This window comes from Micromonospora sp. NPDC048935 (assembly GCF_043197875.1).
In the GTDB taxonomy this organism is placed as follows: domain Bacteria; phylum Actinomycetota; class Actinomycetes; order Mycobacteriales; family Micromonosporaceae; genus Micromonospora.
In genome coordinates, this window is record NZ_JBICTZ010000002.1 from 852,515 (window position 1) to 868,507 (window position 15,993).

Below are 15,993 nucleotides of genomic sequence, written 5' to 3' on the forward strand. Positions count from 1 at the left end.
CGCCGGTAGGCTACGCGCATGACCGACAGGTACGCGAGCTTCGTCCAATCGGCCGCCGGCCGCGCGCTGGTCAAGCGCCTCGGGCTGCCCGACCCGCCCCGACTGCGCCGACACCACCCCGGCGACCCGCTGCTGCCCGGTCCAGCCCTGCTCGGCGCGGCCACCGGTGGCCGGCTCGTCGAGCCGCTCACCACGATCCTGACCACCGCCGGGGTCGAGCTGCGCGACACCACCCCCGCCGCACCGCAGGACCGCTTCGGAGCCCTGGTGTACGACGCCACCGGGATCACCGACTCGACCCAACTGCGCCAGCTCTACGACTTCTTCCACCCGCACGCCCGCACGCTGCTGCCCAGCGGCCGAGTGATCGTGCTCGGCACCCCGCCGCGGGAGTGCGCGACGCCCCGCGAGGCGACCGCCCAGCGCGCCCTGGAGGGGCTGGTCCGCAGCATCGGCAAGGAGTTCGGCCGGGGCAGCACCGCGCAACTCGTCACCGTCACCCGCGACGGCGACAACGCCGGCACACTCACCAGCCTGGAGTCGACCCTCCGATTCCTCCTGTCCGGCCGCTCCGCGTACGTCTCGGGCCAGGTCATCCGGGTCGGTGCCGGCGAGGCGAGCGCCCCGGCCGACTGGGACCGCCCGCTGGACGGGCAGGTCGTACTGGTCACCGGTGCCGCGCGGGGCATCGGCGCGGCACTGGCGAAGGTGCTCGCCCGCGACGGCGCACGGGTCGTGGCGTTGGACATCCCGGCCGCCGGGGACGCCCTCGCCGCGGTGGCGAACGACATCGGCGGCACGGCCGTGCAGCTCGACCTGACCGCGCCGGACGCGCCGACCCGCCTCGCCGACCACCTGGCCAGCCGGCACGGCCGGGTCGACGTGGTGGTGCACAACGCCGGCATCACCCGGGACAAGACGCTCGGCCGGATGGACGCCGACCGGTGGGACCAGGTCATCGACGTCAACCTCTCCAGCCAGGAGCGGATCAACGACGTCCTGCTGGAGCGGGAGCTGATTCCGGCCGGCGGGCGGATCATCGGCGTCTCCTCGATCGCCGGGATCGCCGGCAACCGGGGGCAGACCAACTACGCCACCAGCAAGGCCGGCGTGATCGGGTTGGTCGACTCCCTCGCCCCGGCCCTGCGCGAGCGGGGGATCAGCGTCAACGCGGTGGCCCCCGGCTTCATCGAGACCCGGCTGACCGCGCGCATCCCGCTTGTGGTCCGCGAGGCGGGCCGGCGGATGAACAGCCTGGCCCAGGGCGGGTTGCCGGTGGACGTGGCCGAGACGATCGGCTGGCTGGCCTGGCCGGCGAGCGGCGCGGTCAGCGGCAACGTGGTCCGGGTCTGCGGCCAGAGCCTGCTGGGGGCGTGATGGGCGCTCGGAGGGAGCCGGACGACCTCTCGCTGCACGAGTTGATCGACGGTCCGACGGAGACGCTGTCGGCGGAGACGCGAGCCAGAGCACTTCAGCCGGACTCCGCTGGTCGTACCCGGGTCGAACTGGCTCGGATGCCGGCGACCGGGGCGGTCCACCGGAGGGCGGTGCTCGGCGCGCTGCCGGGTCTCGGCGGCCGGCGGCGCGGCTCCGGCCTGCCGGCGGCCGAGCTGGTCGTACGCGGGGTACGGGTCGACCGGGCGCACCTGGCCGCGTACGACCGGGTCTGCGGTTTCCGGCTCACCGACCGGCTACCCGCGACGTTCCCGCACGTCCTGGGCTTTCCGCTGGCCCTGCGGCTGATGACCGAGCCGGAGTTTCCCATTCCGCTGACCGGCCTGGTCCACGTCGGCAACCGGATCACCCTGCGCCGCCCGATCAGCGCCGACGAGACTCTCGACTTCACGACGTACGCGGAGAACCTGCGCCCGCACGACCGGGGGCGGCAGGTGGACGTGGTGCTGCTGGGCTCGGTCGACGGCGAGACGGTCTGGGAGGGTGTCTCGACCTACCTGGGTCGCGAGCGCGGGGCCGGCGGGGGCGAGCGGAGCACCCGCCCCGACGCACCGGCCGCCACGGCCCGGTGGCGGGTGGGTCCCCGGGTCGGCACGACGTACGCGCGGGTCTCCGGGGACCACAACCCGATCCACACCTCGCTGCTCGGTGCGCGGCTGTTCGGCTTCCGCCGGCCGATCGCACACGGCATGTGGAGCAAGGCGCGCTGCCTCGCCGCCCTGGAGAACCGGCTGCCGGACGCCTACACCGTCGAGGTTGCCTTCAAGGCACCCGTCCCGCTGCCGAGCACTGTGGACTTCGCCCTGCTGCCGGACGGCGGGTTCGCCCTGCACGACCCGCGCGGCCGACCGCACCTGGCGGGTCTCGTGCGCTGACGACGTCCGGGCTTGGCAGGGACGCCCTCGTACGCTAGGTTGTTCTCAGAGCGAGATATTCTCAACCTGAGAGAGACGCCGATGAACGAGCAGGAGTTCCTGGCCGCGTACGACCCACGGGCCTACCCGTCGGTCGCCGTGACCGTCGACGTGGTGGCGCTGACCATCCGCGACGGAGCACTGCACCTGCTGCTGATCCAGCGCGGCCAGCCGCCCTTCGCGGGGCACTGGGCGCTGCCCGGCGGCTTCGTCCAACCCGACGAGGACCTGGCCGCCGGCGCGCGACGGGAGCTGGCCGAGGAGACCGGGCTCGGCGGTGAGCGGCTGCGTCGCGTACACCTGGAGCAGTTGGGCAGCTATGGCGGCCCCGACCGCGACCCGCGGATGCGTGTCGTCTCGATCGCGCACCTCGCGTTCGCCCCCGACCTGCCGGACCCGGCCGCCGGCACCGACGCCGACGCGGCGATCTGGCTGCCGGTCACCGCGTTGACCAGCCGACAGCTCGCCTTCGACCACGGCCGGATCATCGACGACGGGCTGGAGCGGGCCCGGTCCAAGCTGGAATACACGCCGCTCGCCACGCGCTTCCTCGACGCCGAGTTCACGATCAGCGAGCTGCGCACCGTCTACGAGACGGTCTGGGGTCACCCACTGCACGCCGGCAACTTCCACCGCAAGGTGCTCTCCGTGCCCGGCTTCGTGGAGAGCACCGGCGTCAGCACCGAGCGCGGCGGCTCCCGGGGTGGCCCCCGCGCCCGCCTCTACCGGGCCGGGGACGCCCGCCTGCTGCACCCGGCGCTGCTGCGCCCCGCCCGCGAGGAGACGGTGCGATGAGGACGGCGGCGGCCATCGACCTGGTGACGACGGCCCGCACCGATGCCGACCTGTTCGGCACGGACCAGCCGGCCCGCCGCTACCGCGAGCTGGTCGCGGCCCTGCACCCCGACCGCCTGCCGGCCGACCCGACGGTACGCGCCGAAGCCCTCGACGCGTACATCCACGTCACCACCAGGTGGCGGGCCCGGCAGGTCACCGTCCTCGGCGACTACCGGCTCGGCACGCCGGCCCACTCGGGTGACCTGGCCGACCTCTACGACGTCGGCGACGATCGGCTGCTCAAGCTCCCCCGACGCCCCACCGACAACGATCTGCTGGCCCGCGAGGCGCACGCCCTGCGCACCATCGCCGAGCGCGGCGACCCGCGTTACCTGCCGTACGTGCCCCGGCTCGTCGACGAGTTCCCGCACCGCGACACCGCGTCCGGTGCCGAACGACGGATCAACGTCATCGCCACCGCGCCCGGCCTGCACGACCTCGACGAGGTGCGGCACGCGTACCCCGACGGGTTGGACGCCCGGGACGTGGCCTGGATGTGGCGACGGCTGCTGGTGGTGCTCGGCCTGGCCCACCGGGCGGGCCTGGTGCACGGCGCGGTCCTGCCCCGACACGTGCTGATCGAGCCGGACGCCCACGGCGTGGTGCTCGTCGACTGGTGCTTCTCCGCCCCCGTCGGCGGCACGATCCCGGCGCTGGTGCCCGACCATTCGGACTGGTACCCGGAGGAGGTCACCCGCAAGCGGCCCGCCGGACCGGGCACCGACATCGCGATGGCCAGCCGCTGCATGAGCTGGCTGATGGGGTCGCGTGCGCCCCGCGAGCTGCACGCCTTCGCGCGGGGTTGCCGGCAACGGTCCCTGGACGCCCGCCCCGCCGACGCCTGGCGTCTGTTGCGCGAACTCGACCAGGTGCTGGACCGCCTCTACGGGCCGCGCACCTTCCGTCCCTTCACCCTCACCCCCTAAGGAGCTGTCATGGGCAGTGGAATCTGGTCCACCGACGTGTACGACGCCGCCGACCGCTACCGGCGCACCACCGGCCGCAGCGCGTTCTCCTACAGCGACAGCGGAGCACGCACCGTGCACACCGCGCTCGACCCGCGCGGCGCGATGCGCGAGAGCCGCGACTCCGACGAACACCCACGGTCGACCCCCGTCGCGGTGCTCTTCGACGTGACCGGCTCGATGCGCAACGTGCCGCGCGTCCTACAGACCAAGCTGCCGCAGCTGCTCGGGCTGCTGCAACGGCAGGGGTACGCCAGCGACCCGCAGATCATGTTCGGCGCGATCGGCGACGCCACCTGCGACCGGGTGCCGTTGCAGGTCGGCCAGTTCGAGTCGGACAACCGGATGGACGACGACCTCGGCCGGATCGTCCTCGAAGGCGGTGGCGGCGGACAGATGAGCGAGTCGTACGAGCTGGCCATGTACTTCATGGCCCGGCACACCGCCACCGACAACTGGGACCGGCGCGGCCGGCGCGGCTACCTGTTCATCATCGGCGACGAGCTGGCGTACCCGCAGGTGAAGACCCGGGAGGTGGCCAAACTGATCGGCGACGACCTGGGCGAGGACGTGCCGCTGCGGCAGATCGTCGACGAGGTGACCCGCCGCTGGGACACCTACTACCTGCTCCCCGCCGGCAGCCACTACGCCGGCAACGCCAAGGTGCTCGACTTCTGGCGGGACCTGTTCGGCCAGAACGCCGTGGTGCTCGACGACCTCGACGCGGTCTGCGAGACCATCGCGCTCACCATCGGCCTCGGCGAGCAGGCCATCGACCTGGACGAGGGCCTGCGCCACCTGGACCACGCCGGCTCTGCCGCCACCGGCACCGTGTCGAAGGCCCTGGCCCGCCTCGGCCGGGGACGGCGGGCCGAGGTGTCGACGCTGCCCGCGTTCACCGACACCACCGGTGGGGTGACCCGGCTGTGAGGCACGTGGCGGTGGTCGACCTCGGCTACGGCGACGCCGGCAAGGGCACGGTGGTGGACTGGCTCTGCGCCACCCGGCCGGTGCACACGGTGGTCCGCTTCAACGGGGGCGCGCAGGCGGCACACAACGTCGTGCTGCGCGACGGGCGGCACCACACGTTCGCGCAGTTCGGGGCCGGCACGTTCCACCCCGGGGTGCGTACCCACCTGTCGCGGCACGTGGTGGTGGACCCGCTGGCCCTGGCCGCCGAGGCCGACCATCTCGCCACGGTGGGAGTGCCCGACGCGCTCGACCGGCTGACCGTCGACGGGGACGCACTGCTCGCCACGCCGTACCACCGGGCCGCCAACCGGGCTCGGGAACTCGCCCGGGGAGCCGACCGGCACGGCTCCTGCGGGCTGGGGGTGGGCGAGGCCGTCGCGTACGGTCTCGCCCACCCGGACGACGCGCCCCGGATCGCCGACTGCCGCAGCCCCGAGCTGCTGCGCCGCCGGCTGACCGCCCTGCGGGACCGGCTGACCGCCGAGCTGGGCCCGCTGGACGCGCCACCGGTCGAGGACTGCCTGCCCGCGTTCACCGGGTTCGCCGGGCGGGTCGCGATCGTCGACGAGACCTGGCTCGCCGGGGCACTGCGCACGGGGACCTGCGTCTTCGAGGGCGCACAGGGGGTGCTGCTCGACGAGTGGCACGGCTTCCACCCGTACACGACGTGGAGCACCACCACGTTCGCCAACGTCGACAGCCTGCTCGCCGAGGCGGGCCGGCCCGGCGACGTGACCCGGATCGGGGTGCTCCGGATCGTCACCACCCGGCACGGGAACGGCCCGCTGGTGACCGAGGACCCCAGCCTGCCGTTCACCGACCACCACAACGCCACGAACCCGTGGCAGGGCCGGTTCCGGTTCGGCCACTTCGACGCGGTCGCCCACCGGTACGCGCTCGCGGCGGCCGGCGGGGTGGACGGCCTGGCGCTGACCCATCTCGACCTCGCCGGCCCCGAGCTGCGGATCTGCCGCCGCTACGACACCACCGACCGACTCGACCCCGGCCCACCCGGCGACCTGGACCGACAGGCCGCGCTCACCGCCCGCCTCCTACGCTCCCGCCCGATCTACGACGACCCGCCGCCCAACTGGGCCGAGGCGATAGGCACGGAGCTGGCCACCCCCGTGGTGCTGACCTCACAGGGCCCCACCGCCAACAACAAAACCCCACACGGCCCCGCACTAACCCCACCAGCCCTGGTCCACGCAACCTAACCCCGCCCCGCCCCCGCCCCGCCGCCGTCGATCTTGCACTTTCTGTCGCCGTTTTGCGGCTTTTGCAGCGGTTTGACGGGGCAGAAAGTGCAAGATCGACGCGGGGAGGGGTGGAGGTCATACCGCCGCTTCGGCACCGGGACGGGTCGTACCCGGCGAGCATGGGGACATGGACTCCGCGCTCGACCTGCTCCGACAGCTCGTCACCTCACCATGGGTGTACCTGCTGATCTTCGGGCTCACGGCGGTCGACGCGTTCTTCCCGGCCGTACCCGGCGAGGCCGCCGTCATCACCGCCGCCGTGCTCTCCACCGGCGGCAATCCCCACCTGGCGGCGGTGATCGCCGCCGCCGCCGTGGGCGCCTGCGCCGGCGACCACATCTCGTACGCCATCGGGCGCGGTGGCGGCGCGAACCGGCTCGCCGGATTTCCCGACGGCAGCCGCCGGCGGGCCAGCTCCGAGTGGGCCCGACGTGCCCTGAACAGTCGCGGCGGGCTGATCCTGACCACTTCCCGGTACCTGCCGGGTGGCCGGACCGCGGTCACCCTCACCATGGGCGCGGTGCGCTATCCCCGGCGGTCCTTCCTGCTGTACGACGGCATCGCGACGATCACCTGGGCGGTGTACTGCGGGCTGCTCGGCTACTTCGGTGGGCTGGCCTTCGAGCGCCACCCCATCAAGGGCGTCCTCGCCGGGCTCGGCCTATCGGTGCTCGTCACGCTGGGTATCGAGGGAGTTCGCTGGGTACGTCACCGGGTGCACCGCCGCGCCGCCGCCCGGGACCGGCCGGGCAGCTCCACCTGACACCGTCAGAGCAGGTCGGCGTCGTACGCCAGGATCGCGAGCTGGACCCGGTTGCCGACCTGGAGTTTCGCCAGCGCCCGGCTGACGTGTGCCTTCACGGTGGCCTCGCTCATCGCCAACCGCCTGGCGATCTCCGCGTTGCCGTGCCCGCGCGCCACCTCCCGGACGATCTCCAACTCCCGCGTGGTCAGCGGCGCGAGCCGCTCGCGGGCAACCTCCCGCCGGGCCGGACCACGCTCGGCGAACGAGCTGATCAGACGCCGGGTGACAGTCGGGGCGAGCATCGCGTTACCGGCGGCCACCGTGCGGACGGCGGCGGCCAGTTCCCGAGGCGGGGTGTCCTTGAGCAGGAAGCCGACCGCCCCGGCCCGCAGCGCCCGGTGCACGTACTCGTCGAGGTCGAAGGTGGTCACCATGATCACCTTGGATCCGGTGGCGACCACGTCGGGCGCGACGGCCAGCCCGTCGAGGCCCGGCATCCGCACGTCGAGCAGCACCACGTCGGGACGCAACCGTTGGGCCTGCTCCAGCGCGCCAGCGCCGTCCGCCGCCTCGCCCACCACCGTGATGTCCTCGGCCGCCTCCAGGATCAGCCGCAGCCCGGCGCGGACCAGTTGCTCGTCGTCGACCACCACCACCCGGATCACGCCGCACCGGCCAGCGGGATCAGGGCGCGGACCAGGAAGCCGCCGTCCACGGGCGTCGCCTCCAGCCGGCCGCCGAGCAGCTCCACCCGCTCCCGTAGCCCGAGCAGCCCCTGCCCGGCGCCGGGCAGGGGCTGGCCGCCCCCGGACGGGCCGTTACGGACCAGCACCTCCAGCCCGTCGGGCAGATAGCGCAGGCACACGGTCGTCTCGGCGTCGGTGGCGTGCTTGCGCACGTTCGTCAGCGACTCTCGGACCACCCGGTACGCCGTACGCCCCACCGTCGCCGGTAGCGCCGACACCACACCCTCGTCCCGTCGATGCACCCGCAGCCCGGCGGCACGGGACTCCCCGATCAGCTCGTCCAACGCGTCGAGCCCCCGCTCCGGCACCACGGCCGGATCGGCCTGCCGCAGCACACCCAGCACCTCACGCAGGTCGGTGAGTGCCTCCCGACCGGTCGTCCGGATCAGCGCGGCGGCCTCGACGGTCGCCGGGTCGTTCGCGGTCACCTCCAGCGCCCCGGCATGCACCACCATCAGCGAGACCCGGTGCGCCACCACGTCGTGCATCTCGCGGGCGATCCGGGTCCGCTCCTCGGCACGGACCCGGTCGGCGCGGGCCTCCTGCTCGCGTTCCAGTCGTTCGGCCCGGTCCCGCAGTGCGACGAGCGTGTCCCGGCGAGCCCGCACCCAGAGGCCGAACACCAACGGCAGCCCGACCAGACCGGTGGCGAGGAAGAGGACGTTGCCGGTGGTGGCGGTGGTGATCCGGCGTACGCCACCCACCGCCAGCCCAACGAGCACCCCACCGGCCAACACCACTGCCGCACCGACGAGGTAGCCGGCGAGCCGTCGGCCACGCAGCCGCAGGCCCGCCTGGTACGAGGCGACCACCCCGGCCGCCGCGGCGGCGAGCATCAACCAGCCGACCGCCGCGGCCAGGAACAACGGCCAACGGCGCGTCCGGATCATGCTGGCGGCCCAGCCCGAGGTCACCGCGAGCACCAGCACGACAGCGCCCGGCAGCGGCGAACGGACCCCGATGTCACCTGTCGCACTGGCCCACACGGCCATGGCGACCAGGACGGCGAGCAGCAGCGGGGCGTATCGCTTGACGGCGACGGCGCTGGGGGCCACGCTGCGAGCGTAGGGCGTCGGCGGCGGCTCGGGTCGCCCCGCGCGTCGAACCCGGGTGTGCTGGGGGATGACCCCTACCCGTCGTCCGGGCCGGATGCGACCTAAGTAGTGGCGCCCGGCCGACCACTGGCCGATGGCGGGAGCCGCCACCCGTACCAGCATCGGGGCATGGCCCTGCTCGACCTGCTGCACGAGACGATGTCCTCACCCTGGGTGTATCTGGCGATCTTCGCGATCGCGGTGCTCGACGGGTTCTTCCCGGTCGTGCCGAGCGAGACGGCGGTGATCACCGCTGGGGTGTTCGCGGCCTCCGGCGCGCCGTACCTCCCGGCGGTGATCCTGGTGGCCGCCACCGGGGCGCTGGTCGGCGACCACATCTCGTACGCCATCGGGCGGGGTGGTGGCGCGCGACTGCTCGACCGGCTCCCACCCGAGGGTCGGCGCAGGCGCGCCATCGAGTGGGCGCGTCGGGGCATCGCCACGCGGGGAGGACTCATCCTCACGGTGGCCCGCTACGTGCCGGGCGGCCGGACGGCGGTCACCCTCACCATGGGCGCGGTGCACTACCCCCGCCGACGGTTCCTGGCCTTCGACGCGCTCGCCGCGGGCTCGTGGGGGCTCTACTCCGGGCTGGTGGGCTACCTCGGCGGGCTGGCCTTCGAGCAGGACCCGGTGCGCGGCCTCCTGCTCGGTCTGGGCCTCGCGCTGACGGTGACGACGATCGTCGAGGTGGGTCGCTGGCTCGGCAGGCGTCGCCGGGCAGCGCGGTCGGCGTCGACGACCGAGCCGGTGAGCCGGGTGCCGGTGCGCTGACCTCGGGTAGCCGGGTCGGTGCGCTGACCTCGCGGCGGTCAGTCGGTGGCCGGGAGCCAGACGACGCCGTGCAGGAGTTGACCGGCGCCCTGCCAGGCCACGTTCATCATCCGGGTCGCGGTCTTCTCCGGGTCGGCCTCCGGGTGGTCCGCGAGCCAGTCGGCCAACGACTCGGTCGCGCCGACCAGGGCGTACGCGACGACCTCCAGGTCGACGGCGGTGATCTCACGGCCCTCGGCGCGCAGGGCGTGGCCGAGCATCCCGGCGACGACCTCGACCATCCGGGCCCGCATGGTGGCCAGCTCGCCGGCGAACGGCTGCTCACCACGAGCCTGCCGGTAGAGCACCGCCCAGCCGTCTCGGTGCGCGCCCACGAAGCCGAAGAACGCCCTCAGCCCTCGCCAGAGCCGAACGTCCGCCGGCAGGTCGGGGGCGGCGGCACCGGCGATGGCCTGCATCATCCGGGTGCCCTCCCGATGCAGGCAGGCGACGAAGAGCTCCTCCTTGGTGCCGAGGTACGCGTACACCATGGGCTTGGAAATGCCCGCGTCCTCCGCGATCTCGTCCATGCTGGCGGCATGGAAGCCCCGCCGGGAGAAGACCCTGACGGCCGCGTCAAGCATCTGCTGCTCACGAACGGCACGTGGCAGGCGCTTGAAGGCAGGCGGAGTGGACACCTTGCGAGCATACCTACTCGTGCGTAGGGTTACGCACGAGTAGCCAATCTTCCGGAAGGCACACCTGATGACTGACTTCGACCCGGCCACCTTCGCCAACGTGGGCCCCAAGGAGTTCGCCCAGTTGGTCAAGTCCACCCCGGACGACAAGATCGCCCAGGTGATGTCCGGTGACCTGCGCGGCAAGATCCTGGGCGAGGTGTTCGGCCGGATGCCGTCGCTGTTCCGTGCGGACCGGGCCGGCTCCACCAACGCGGTCATCCACTGGGTCATCACCGGTCGCCCCGACGGTGGCAGCGACACCTACGAGGTTGTCATCGCCGACGGCAAGTGCGACGTGAACGAGACCCCGCAGCACGACCCGAAGCTGAGCCTGACCATGGGCCCGGTCGAGTTCCTGAAGATCGTCTCCGGTGGCGCCAACCCGGTGATGATGTTCATGACCGGTAAGCTGAAGGCCAAGGGTGACCTCGGTCTCGCCGCCAACATCGCCAACCTGTTCGACATCCCCAAGGCCTGACATGGCCGAGTTCTCGCTCGACCTGAACGAGGAACAGCGGGATCTGCGCGACTGGGTGCACGGCTTCGCCGCCGAGGTCGTGCGCCCGGCCGCCGCCGAGTGGGACGAGCGCGAGGAAACCCCGTGGCCGGTGATCCAGGAGGCCGCCAAGGTCGGCCTCTACGGCTTCGAGTTCCTCGCCACCTGCTGGGCCGACCCGACCGGGCTCTCCCTGCCGATCGCCAGCGAGGAACTCTTCTGGGGTGACGCCGGCATCGGCCTCTCCATCTTCGGCACCTCGCTCGCCGTCGCCGCCATCTACGGCGCCGGCACCCCGGACCAGATGGTCGAATGGGTGCCGCAGTGCTTCGGCGACGCCGACTCGCCGGCCGTCGCCGCGTTCTGCACCAGCGAGCCGGAAGCCGGCTCCGACGTCGGCGCGATGCGCACCCGGGCCGTCTACGACGAGGCCACCGACGAGTGGGTGCTCACCGGCCAGAAGGCGTACGCCACGAACGGCGGGATCGCCGGAGTCCACGTGGTCACCGCCTCGGTCGACGCCACACTCGGCTCCCGAGGCCAGGCGGCGTTCGTCGTACCCCCGGGCACCCCCGGCCTGGCCGCCACCCGCAAGCTGCGCAAACTCGGCCTGCGCGCGTCGCACACCGCCGACGTCTTCCTCGACGGAGTCCGCGTGCCCGGCCGCTGCCTGCTCGGCGGACGGGACGCCCTGCTGGAACGACTCGACCGGGCCCGCTCCGGCCAGCGGTCCACCGGGCAGGCCGCGATGCGCACCTTCGAGCTGACCCGACCCACCGTCGGCGCGCAGGCGCTCGGCGTGGCACGGGCCGCCTACGAGTACGCCCTGGACTACGCGAAGGACCGGGTCCAGTTCGGACGCCCCATCATCGAGAACCAGGCGGTCGCGTTCGCGCTTGCCGACATGCGGATGGAGATCGACGCGGCGCGGCTGCTGGTCTGGCGTGCGTCGTGGATGGGCCGCAACAACCGCCCGTTCACCGCGGGTGAGGGGTCGATGTCCAAGCTCAAGGCCGGCGAGGTGGCGGTGTCGGTCACCGAGAAGGCGGTGCAACTGCTCGGCGGCGCGGGTTTCCTGCGTGACCACCCGGTCGAGCGCTGGTACCGCGACGCCAAGATCTACACCATCTTCGAGGGCACCTCCGAGATCCAGCGACTGGTCATCTCCCGGGCGATCTCCGGGATGCAGATCCGCTGACCGACGGGTGTCGACGGGTCGAGGCCCGCCCGGCTGGTCTCGACCCGGTCAGCCGTACCCCGGTCCGGCTGGCCCGGTGCGGTCGGACGCCAGGTCAGGGCCAGCTCGGCGGAGCCGGGCGTTGCGGCTGCGGCAGCCGCGGACCGCACCATCGTCGGATTCCACGATCCGTGCCGTCTTCGTCACCCCGCGCGGACGCGAACTGGGCCCTCCGTCGCGCCCAGTGCATGATCAAGGAAAGACGCCCTGCTGGACGGGGGGACAACCCCTGCCCGTCCGCGCACCACCCGAGGAGGTCTGCGGCATGGACCTGCCGTTCATCGTTGCCACGCTCACCCGTCGCGGACTGCTCACCCCCGGCAGCCCCGTCCGGGTGGCCGCACAGCTCAACGCGTTGCGGACCTGGGGATGGAGCCTGGCCGGCGAGCTACGCCAGGCAGCCGCCCGCGACCCCGGCCGACCGGCGGTCATCGACGAGAACGGCGTCGAGCTGACGTACCACGAACTGCTCGACCGGGCCGAACGGATGGCCCGCTCGATGCGGGCGGGGCTCGGCGTCCAGGCCGGCGACCGGATCGGCGTGCTCTGCCGCAACCACCACGGGCTGATCGAGACGATCGTCGCGGCCACCCTGCTCGGCGTCGACGCCGTGCTTGTCAACACCGGGCTCTCCGCCGCCCAACTGGGCACCGTGGCCGAGGAGCAGCGGCTGCGGCTGCTGGTGCACGACGACGAGTTCGCCGAGCGGGTCCTCGGCCTCCCCGCCGAGCTGGCACGCCTCGACGAACGGGCCCGCGAGGAGCTGGTCGCCGGGGCGCTGCCGGGTGACCTGCACCCGCCCGAGCGGGACGGCCGGATCATCGTGCTCACCTCCGGCACCACAGGCACCCCCAAGGGTGCCCGCCGACCCACGCCGAACGGCTTCGGCCCGCTGGTGTCCATCATCGACCGCATCCCGCTGCACGCCCGGGACCGGGTGATGATCGCGGCACCGATCTTCCACACCTGGGGATTCGCCGCCCTCCAGGTGAGCCTGGCGTTGCGGGCCACCATCGTGCTGCACCGGCGCTTCGACCCGGTCGCCACGCTCACCGCCCTGACCGCGCACCGGTGTGACGCGCTGTTCGCCGTACCGGTGATGGTGCAGCGGCTCCTGGAGGTGCCCGCGCCGGACCCGCGCCCCCCGCTCAAGGTCGTCGCGGTCAGCGGTTCCGCCCTGCCCGGCGGGCTCGCCCCGAGGTTCATGGACGTCTACGGCGACGTCCTGTACAACCTCTACGGCTCCACCGAGGTCTCCTGGGCCTCCCTCGCGGCCCCCCAGGATCTGCGCCAGGCACCCACCACGGCCGGCCGCCCACCCCACGGCACCCGGCTCGAACTGCTCGACGACAACGGTCAGCCGGTGCCGCACGGCCAGGTCGGGCGGATCTTCGTCGGCAACGAGATGCTCTTCGAGGGGTACACCTCCGGAGCCAGCCGGGAGACCCACGACGGCCTGCTCGACACCGGTGACCTCGGCCGACTCAACCCCGACGGCCTGCTCTTCGTCGACGGACGGGCCGACGACATGATCGTCTCCGGTGGCGAGAACGTCTTCCCGTCCGAGGTGGAGGACCTGCTCGCCCAACTGCCCCAGGTCCGCGAGGCGGCCGTGATCGGCGTACCCGACGCCGAGTACGGCCAACGACTGTCCGCGTTCCTCGCCCTGCACCCGGGCGAGACGCTCGACCCCGAGGCGGTACGCGAGTACGTCCGGCACTACCTGGCCCGATTTTCCGTCCCCCGGGACGTGATCTTCGTGAAATACCTGCCCCGCAACGCCACCGGCAAGGTGCTCAGCCGAGAACTACGCCGCTACTACGGCTGACCGCCCCGGAACCGTCGGCGAGAACCGGCGAGTTCCGGGGAGGTGACCACACCCGTCAGTCGGCCAGCAGTGAGGGCCGCCAGTCCGGCCTGGCCCCGGCGAGGTCGAGGTGCTGGAACAGGCCCTTCGTGCCCGGCTCGTCGAGCGCGCCGCGGCGTGCGTCGAACTGGACCGCCATCCCCCGCACGTCGAACACCTCCAGACTCTCCAACCACTCTGGATCCTCCGCCTTGAGGAAGGACGCCTGATGACCGTCGATGGTCGTGTTCGGAGTCCGGTAAAGTTCCTTCCCCTGCAACTCGGCCCGAATCTTGTCGGTCATCTCGACGTACGGGAAGAAGCTGACCTTCAGCGTCTTCGACCCCACCGCATAGTGATCAGCGTTGAGGGGTTCGGCGCTGTAATCGACGTCGGCGTACCATCGCCAGCCGTCCGGGGTCAGCGGCCCGTCCACGCTGACACAGATCGGCCGCAGCCGCTGCGGCAACCCCGTGACCTGGCCCGGCATCTGCACCCGCTCGGTCGTACTGAACCTGAGCGTCTGCGCCACGTGCAGGGCGATCTCGCGGGCATCCTGCCCCGCCGCCCAGGGTGTGACATCGACCTCGGCCCAGCCGTCCGGGGCGTACTGCCAGCGGAGGGAGAGCCGGTCGGTGTCGCCGTCGACGTCGTACAGGGTGAAGGTCGCCGCCTCGCCCCGCACATCGGGTGCGGGCGCCGTACTCACGACGGGTGCCCGTTGGTCGATGCCCATGACCTGCGGCGCCTTCGGCGTCACCCCCTTCGGGTAGAGGTCGACCGAAACCCCCATCCAGCCGGGGTTCGGCGAACCAGGGGCATGCCCACTCAGAGATACACCCAGGCCAAGCTGCATCTGACCCGCCGAGTAGCTCAGACGGGCCAGTCCCGACGGCAACCAACCGAACCGAACGTACTGAATGGTCGGATCGATCGTCTCCAACGCGGCCGGGATCCGGGACGTGTCGGGCGACGGCGTCTTCCCGGCGGACGGCTCCAGCGGGGCCGGGGTGCCGAACGGGCCCAGTGACGGCGACCGGTCCGCCGGCGCGACCAGGCCCGGCACCGTGACAGCGCCGACAACGACCGCGACCACCGCCAGTGCGGCACCCGCACTGCGCGCGTACCAGCGCTGTCGCCGCCCGGCGGTCATCGCCCGTTCGATGTTCACCACGGCGGACGGTGGCTCGGCGGCCTCGAACTCGGCGCGCATCAACCGCGCCACATCCATCTCATCGATCATTGTCAACTCCCCTGGGCCAACACGTTGGTCGGCGGGCCACCCGCCACGCCGGTCCGCATGGTGGTCGGCACGTCGTTCTGGACGGGGGCGAGCAGTCCTCGCAGCGTCACCAGCCCCTTGGCTGTCTGGCTCTTGACGGTGCCCGGCGCGCAACCCAGCGCCTGTGCCGTCTCCTCGACACTCAGGTCCTGAAAGAACCGCAGCACCAGGACGGCCCGCTGCCGCGGCGCGACCTGGCGCAACGCCGCCACCAGATCGAGCCGTTCCGTGGCATCCGGGGCGGCCGGTGCGGGCCGCTCCGGAAGCAGGTCGGTGATCAGCACCCGAGCCCAGCCGCGTCGCCGCTCGTCGATCAACCGCCGCATCAACATCGTCCGGACCAGCGCATTCAGGTTGCCGGCCCGCCGTGCCCGGGACCAGTTGCGGTACAGCTCGGTGAGCACCCGCTGCACGATGTCGTCGCCCTGATGCCAGTCACCGCACATCAGGTACGCCGTCCGACGCCACTGCGGCAGACCAACGCGAACGCACTCGGTGTACTCGGCGTCGGCCGCGGACCGCTCGACCGATCCCGGGCTCAACGGCATCGTCGGACCTGTCCTCCCACCGGCCACCAACAGCACGGTGATCGTCCGCAAACCCGCATCTCCCACTCCTCCCGTCGCTGTGCCTCCGACACCGCTAAGTCGTG

General features: G+C 72.4%; 16 protein-coding genes. 11 read left to right on the forward strand and 5 right to left on the reverse strand.

Annotated elements, in window-relative coordinates; all coding sequences use genetic code 11:
* Positions 1 to 18 precede the first annotated feature (18 nt).
* The 7 genes from ACGFIW_RS10280 to ACGFIW_RS10310 all read left to right on the forward strand — a co-directional run bounded on the left by ACGFIW_RS10280 (position 19) and on the right by ACGFIW_RS10310 (position 7,165).
* Positions 19 to 1,377 (forward strand): 3-oxoacyl-ACP reductase, encoded by a 1,359-nt coding sequence (locus ACGFIW_RS10280; protein ID WP_393312607.1) that lies wholly within the window; start codon positions 19 to 21, stop codon positions 1,375 to 1,377.
* A gap of 137 nt (positions 1,378 to 1,514) precedes the next feature.
* Positions 1,515 to 2,330, forward strand: a complete 816-nt coding sequence (locus ACGFIW_RS10285) for a MaoC family dehydratase (RefSeq protein WP_393312804.1) — start codon at positions 1,515 to 1,517, stop codon at positions 2,328 to 2,330.
* An 81-nt stretch (positions 2,331 to 2,411) separates the two neighbouring features.
* On the forward strand, positions 2,412 to 3,164 hold the full coding sequence (locus ACGFIW_RS10290; RefSeq protein WP_393312609.1) for an NUDIX domain-containing protein: 753 nt from the start codon (positions 2,412 to 2,414) through the stop codon (positions 3,162 to 3,164).
* Positions 3,161 to 4,132, forward strand: coding sequence for a serine/threonine protein kinase (locus tag ACGFIW_RS10295; protein WP_393312611.1), 972 nt, complete (start codon positions 3,161 to 3,163; stop codon positions 4,130 to 4,132). Before ACGFIW_RS10290 ends, ACGFIW_RS10295 begins: the two co-directional genes overlap by 4 nt.
* Positions 4,133 to 4,141: 9 nt before the next feature.
* A complete protein-coding gene (locus ACGFIW_RS10300) occupies positions 4,142 to 5,101 on the forward strand; it encodes a hypothetical protein (protein ID WP_393312613.1) in 960 nt (319 codons plus the stop codon).
* A complete protein-coding gene (locus ACGFIW_RS10305; protein ID WP_393312615.1) occupies positions 5,098 to 6,360 on the forward strand; it encodes an adenylosuccinate synthetase in 1,263 nt (420 codons plus the stop codon). Before ACGFIW_RS10300 ends, ACGFIW_RS10305 begins: the two co-directional genes overlap by 4 nt.
* A 169-nt stretch (positions 6,361 to 6,529) precedes the next feature.
* Positions 6,530 to 7,165 carry a DedA family protein gene (locus ACGFIW_RS10310; protein ID WP_393312617.1) on the forward strand — a complete coding sequence of 212 codons (636 nt, stop codon included), beginning with the start codon at positions 6,530 to 6,532 and terminating at the stop codon, positions 7,163 to 7,165.
* Between the two features lie 5 nt (positions 7,166 to 7,170).
* On the opposite strand, the gene ACGFIW_RS10315 is transcribed toward ACGFIW_RS10310, so the two are convergent.
* The gene (locus ACGFIW_RS10315) at positions 7,171 to 7,812 is read right to left on the reverse strand and encodes a response regulator (RefSeq protein ID WP_393312619.1); all 642 of its coding nucleotides are present in this window, start codon (positions 7,810 to 7,812) and stop codon (positions 7,171 to 7,173) included.
* Positions 7,809 to 8,948, reverse strand: a complete 1,140-nt coding sequence (locus tag ACGFIW_RS10320; RefSeq protein ID WP_393312621.1) for a sensor histidine kinase — start codon at positions 8,946 to 8,948, stop codon at positions 7,809 to 7,811. The genes ACGFIW_RS10315 and ACGFIW_RS10320 overlap by 4 nt, the downstream gene beginning before the upstream one ends.
* Before the next feature lie 168 nt (positions 8,949 to 9,116).
* Between ACGFIW_RS10320 and ACGFIW_RS10325 the strand changes: the two genes are divergently transcribed.
* Positions 9,117 to 9,761 (forward strand): DedA family protein, encoded by a 645-nt coding sequence (locus ACGFIW_RS10325; protein WP_393312623.1) that lies wholly within the window; start codon positions 9,117 to 9,119, stop codon positions 9,759 to 9,761.
* A gap of 38 nt (positions 9,762 to 9,799) precedes the next feature.
* Here the strand turns inward: ACGFIW_RS10325 and ACGFIW_RS10330 are convergent, their stop codons facing one another.
* On the reverse strand, positions 9,800 to 10,438 hold the full coding sequence (locus ACGFIW_RS10330) for a TetR/AcrR family transcriptional regulator (RefSeq protein WP_393312625.1): 639 nt from the start codon (positions 10,436 to 10,438) through the stop codon (positions 9,800 to 9,802).
* Between the two features lie 67 nt (positions 10,439 to 10,505).
* On the opposite strand from ACGFIW_RS10330, the gene ACGFIW_RS10335 reads away from it, so the two are divergent.
* The 3 genes from ACGFIW_RS10335 (at position 10,506) to ACGFIW_RS10345 (ending at position 14,041) form a co-directional block, all read left to right on the forward strand.
* Positions 10,506 to 10,958, forward strand: coding sequence for an SCP2 sterol-binding domain-containing protein (locus ACGFIW_RS10335; RefSeq protein WP_393312627.1), 453 nt, complete (start codon positions 10,506 to 10,508; stop codon positions 10,956 to 10,958).
* Position 10,959: 1 nt separating this feature from the next.
* Positions 10,960 to 12,174, forward strand: coding sequence for an acyl-CoA dehydrogenase family protein (locus ACGFIW_RS10340; RefSeq protein WP_393312629.1), 1,215 nt, complete (start codon positions 10,960 to 10,962; stop codon positions 12,172 to 12,174).
* A 304-nt stretch (positions 12,175 to 12,478) separates the two neighbouring features.
* Positions 12,479 to 14,041: an AMP-binding protein gene (locus tag ACGFIW_RS10345; protein ID WP_393312631.1), complete on the forward strand. Its 1,563-nt coding sequence runs from the start codon at positions 12,479 to 12,481 to the stop codon at positions 14,039 to 14,041.
* Between the two features lie 55 nt (positions 14,042 to 14,096).
* Here the strand turns inward: ACGFIW_RS10345 and ACGFIW_RS10350 are convergent, their stop codons facing one another.
* Both ACGFIW_RS10350 and ACGFIW_RS10355 read right to left on the reverse strand, forming a co-directional pair.
* Complete coding sequence (locus ACGFIW_RS10350) at positions 14,097 to 15,302, reverse strand: hypothetical protein (RefSeq protein WP_393312633.1); 1,206 nt, start codon at positions 15,300 to 15,302, stop codon at positions 14,097 to 14,099.
* 2 nt (positions 15,303 to 15,304) lie between these two features.
* Entirely contained in the window at positions 15,305 to 15,940 is a 636-nt protein-coding gene (locus ACGFIW_RS10355; RefSeq protein WP_393312635.1) for a SigE family RNA polymerase sigma factor, read from the reverse strand.
* Positions 15,941 to 15,993: the final 53 nt, after the last annotated feature.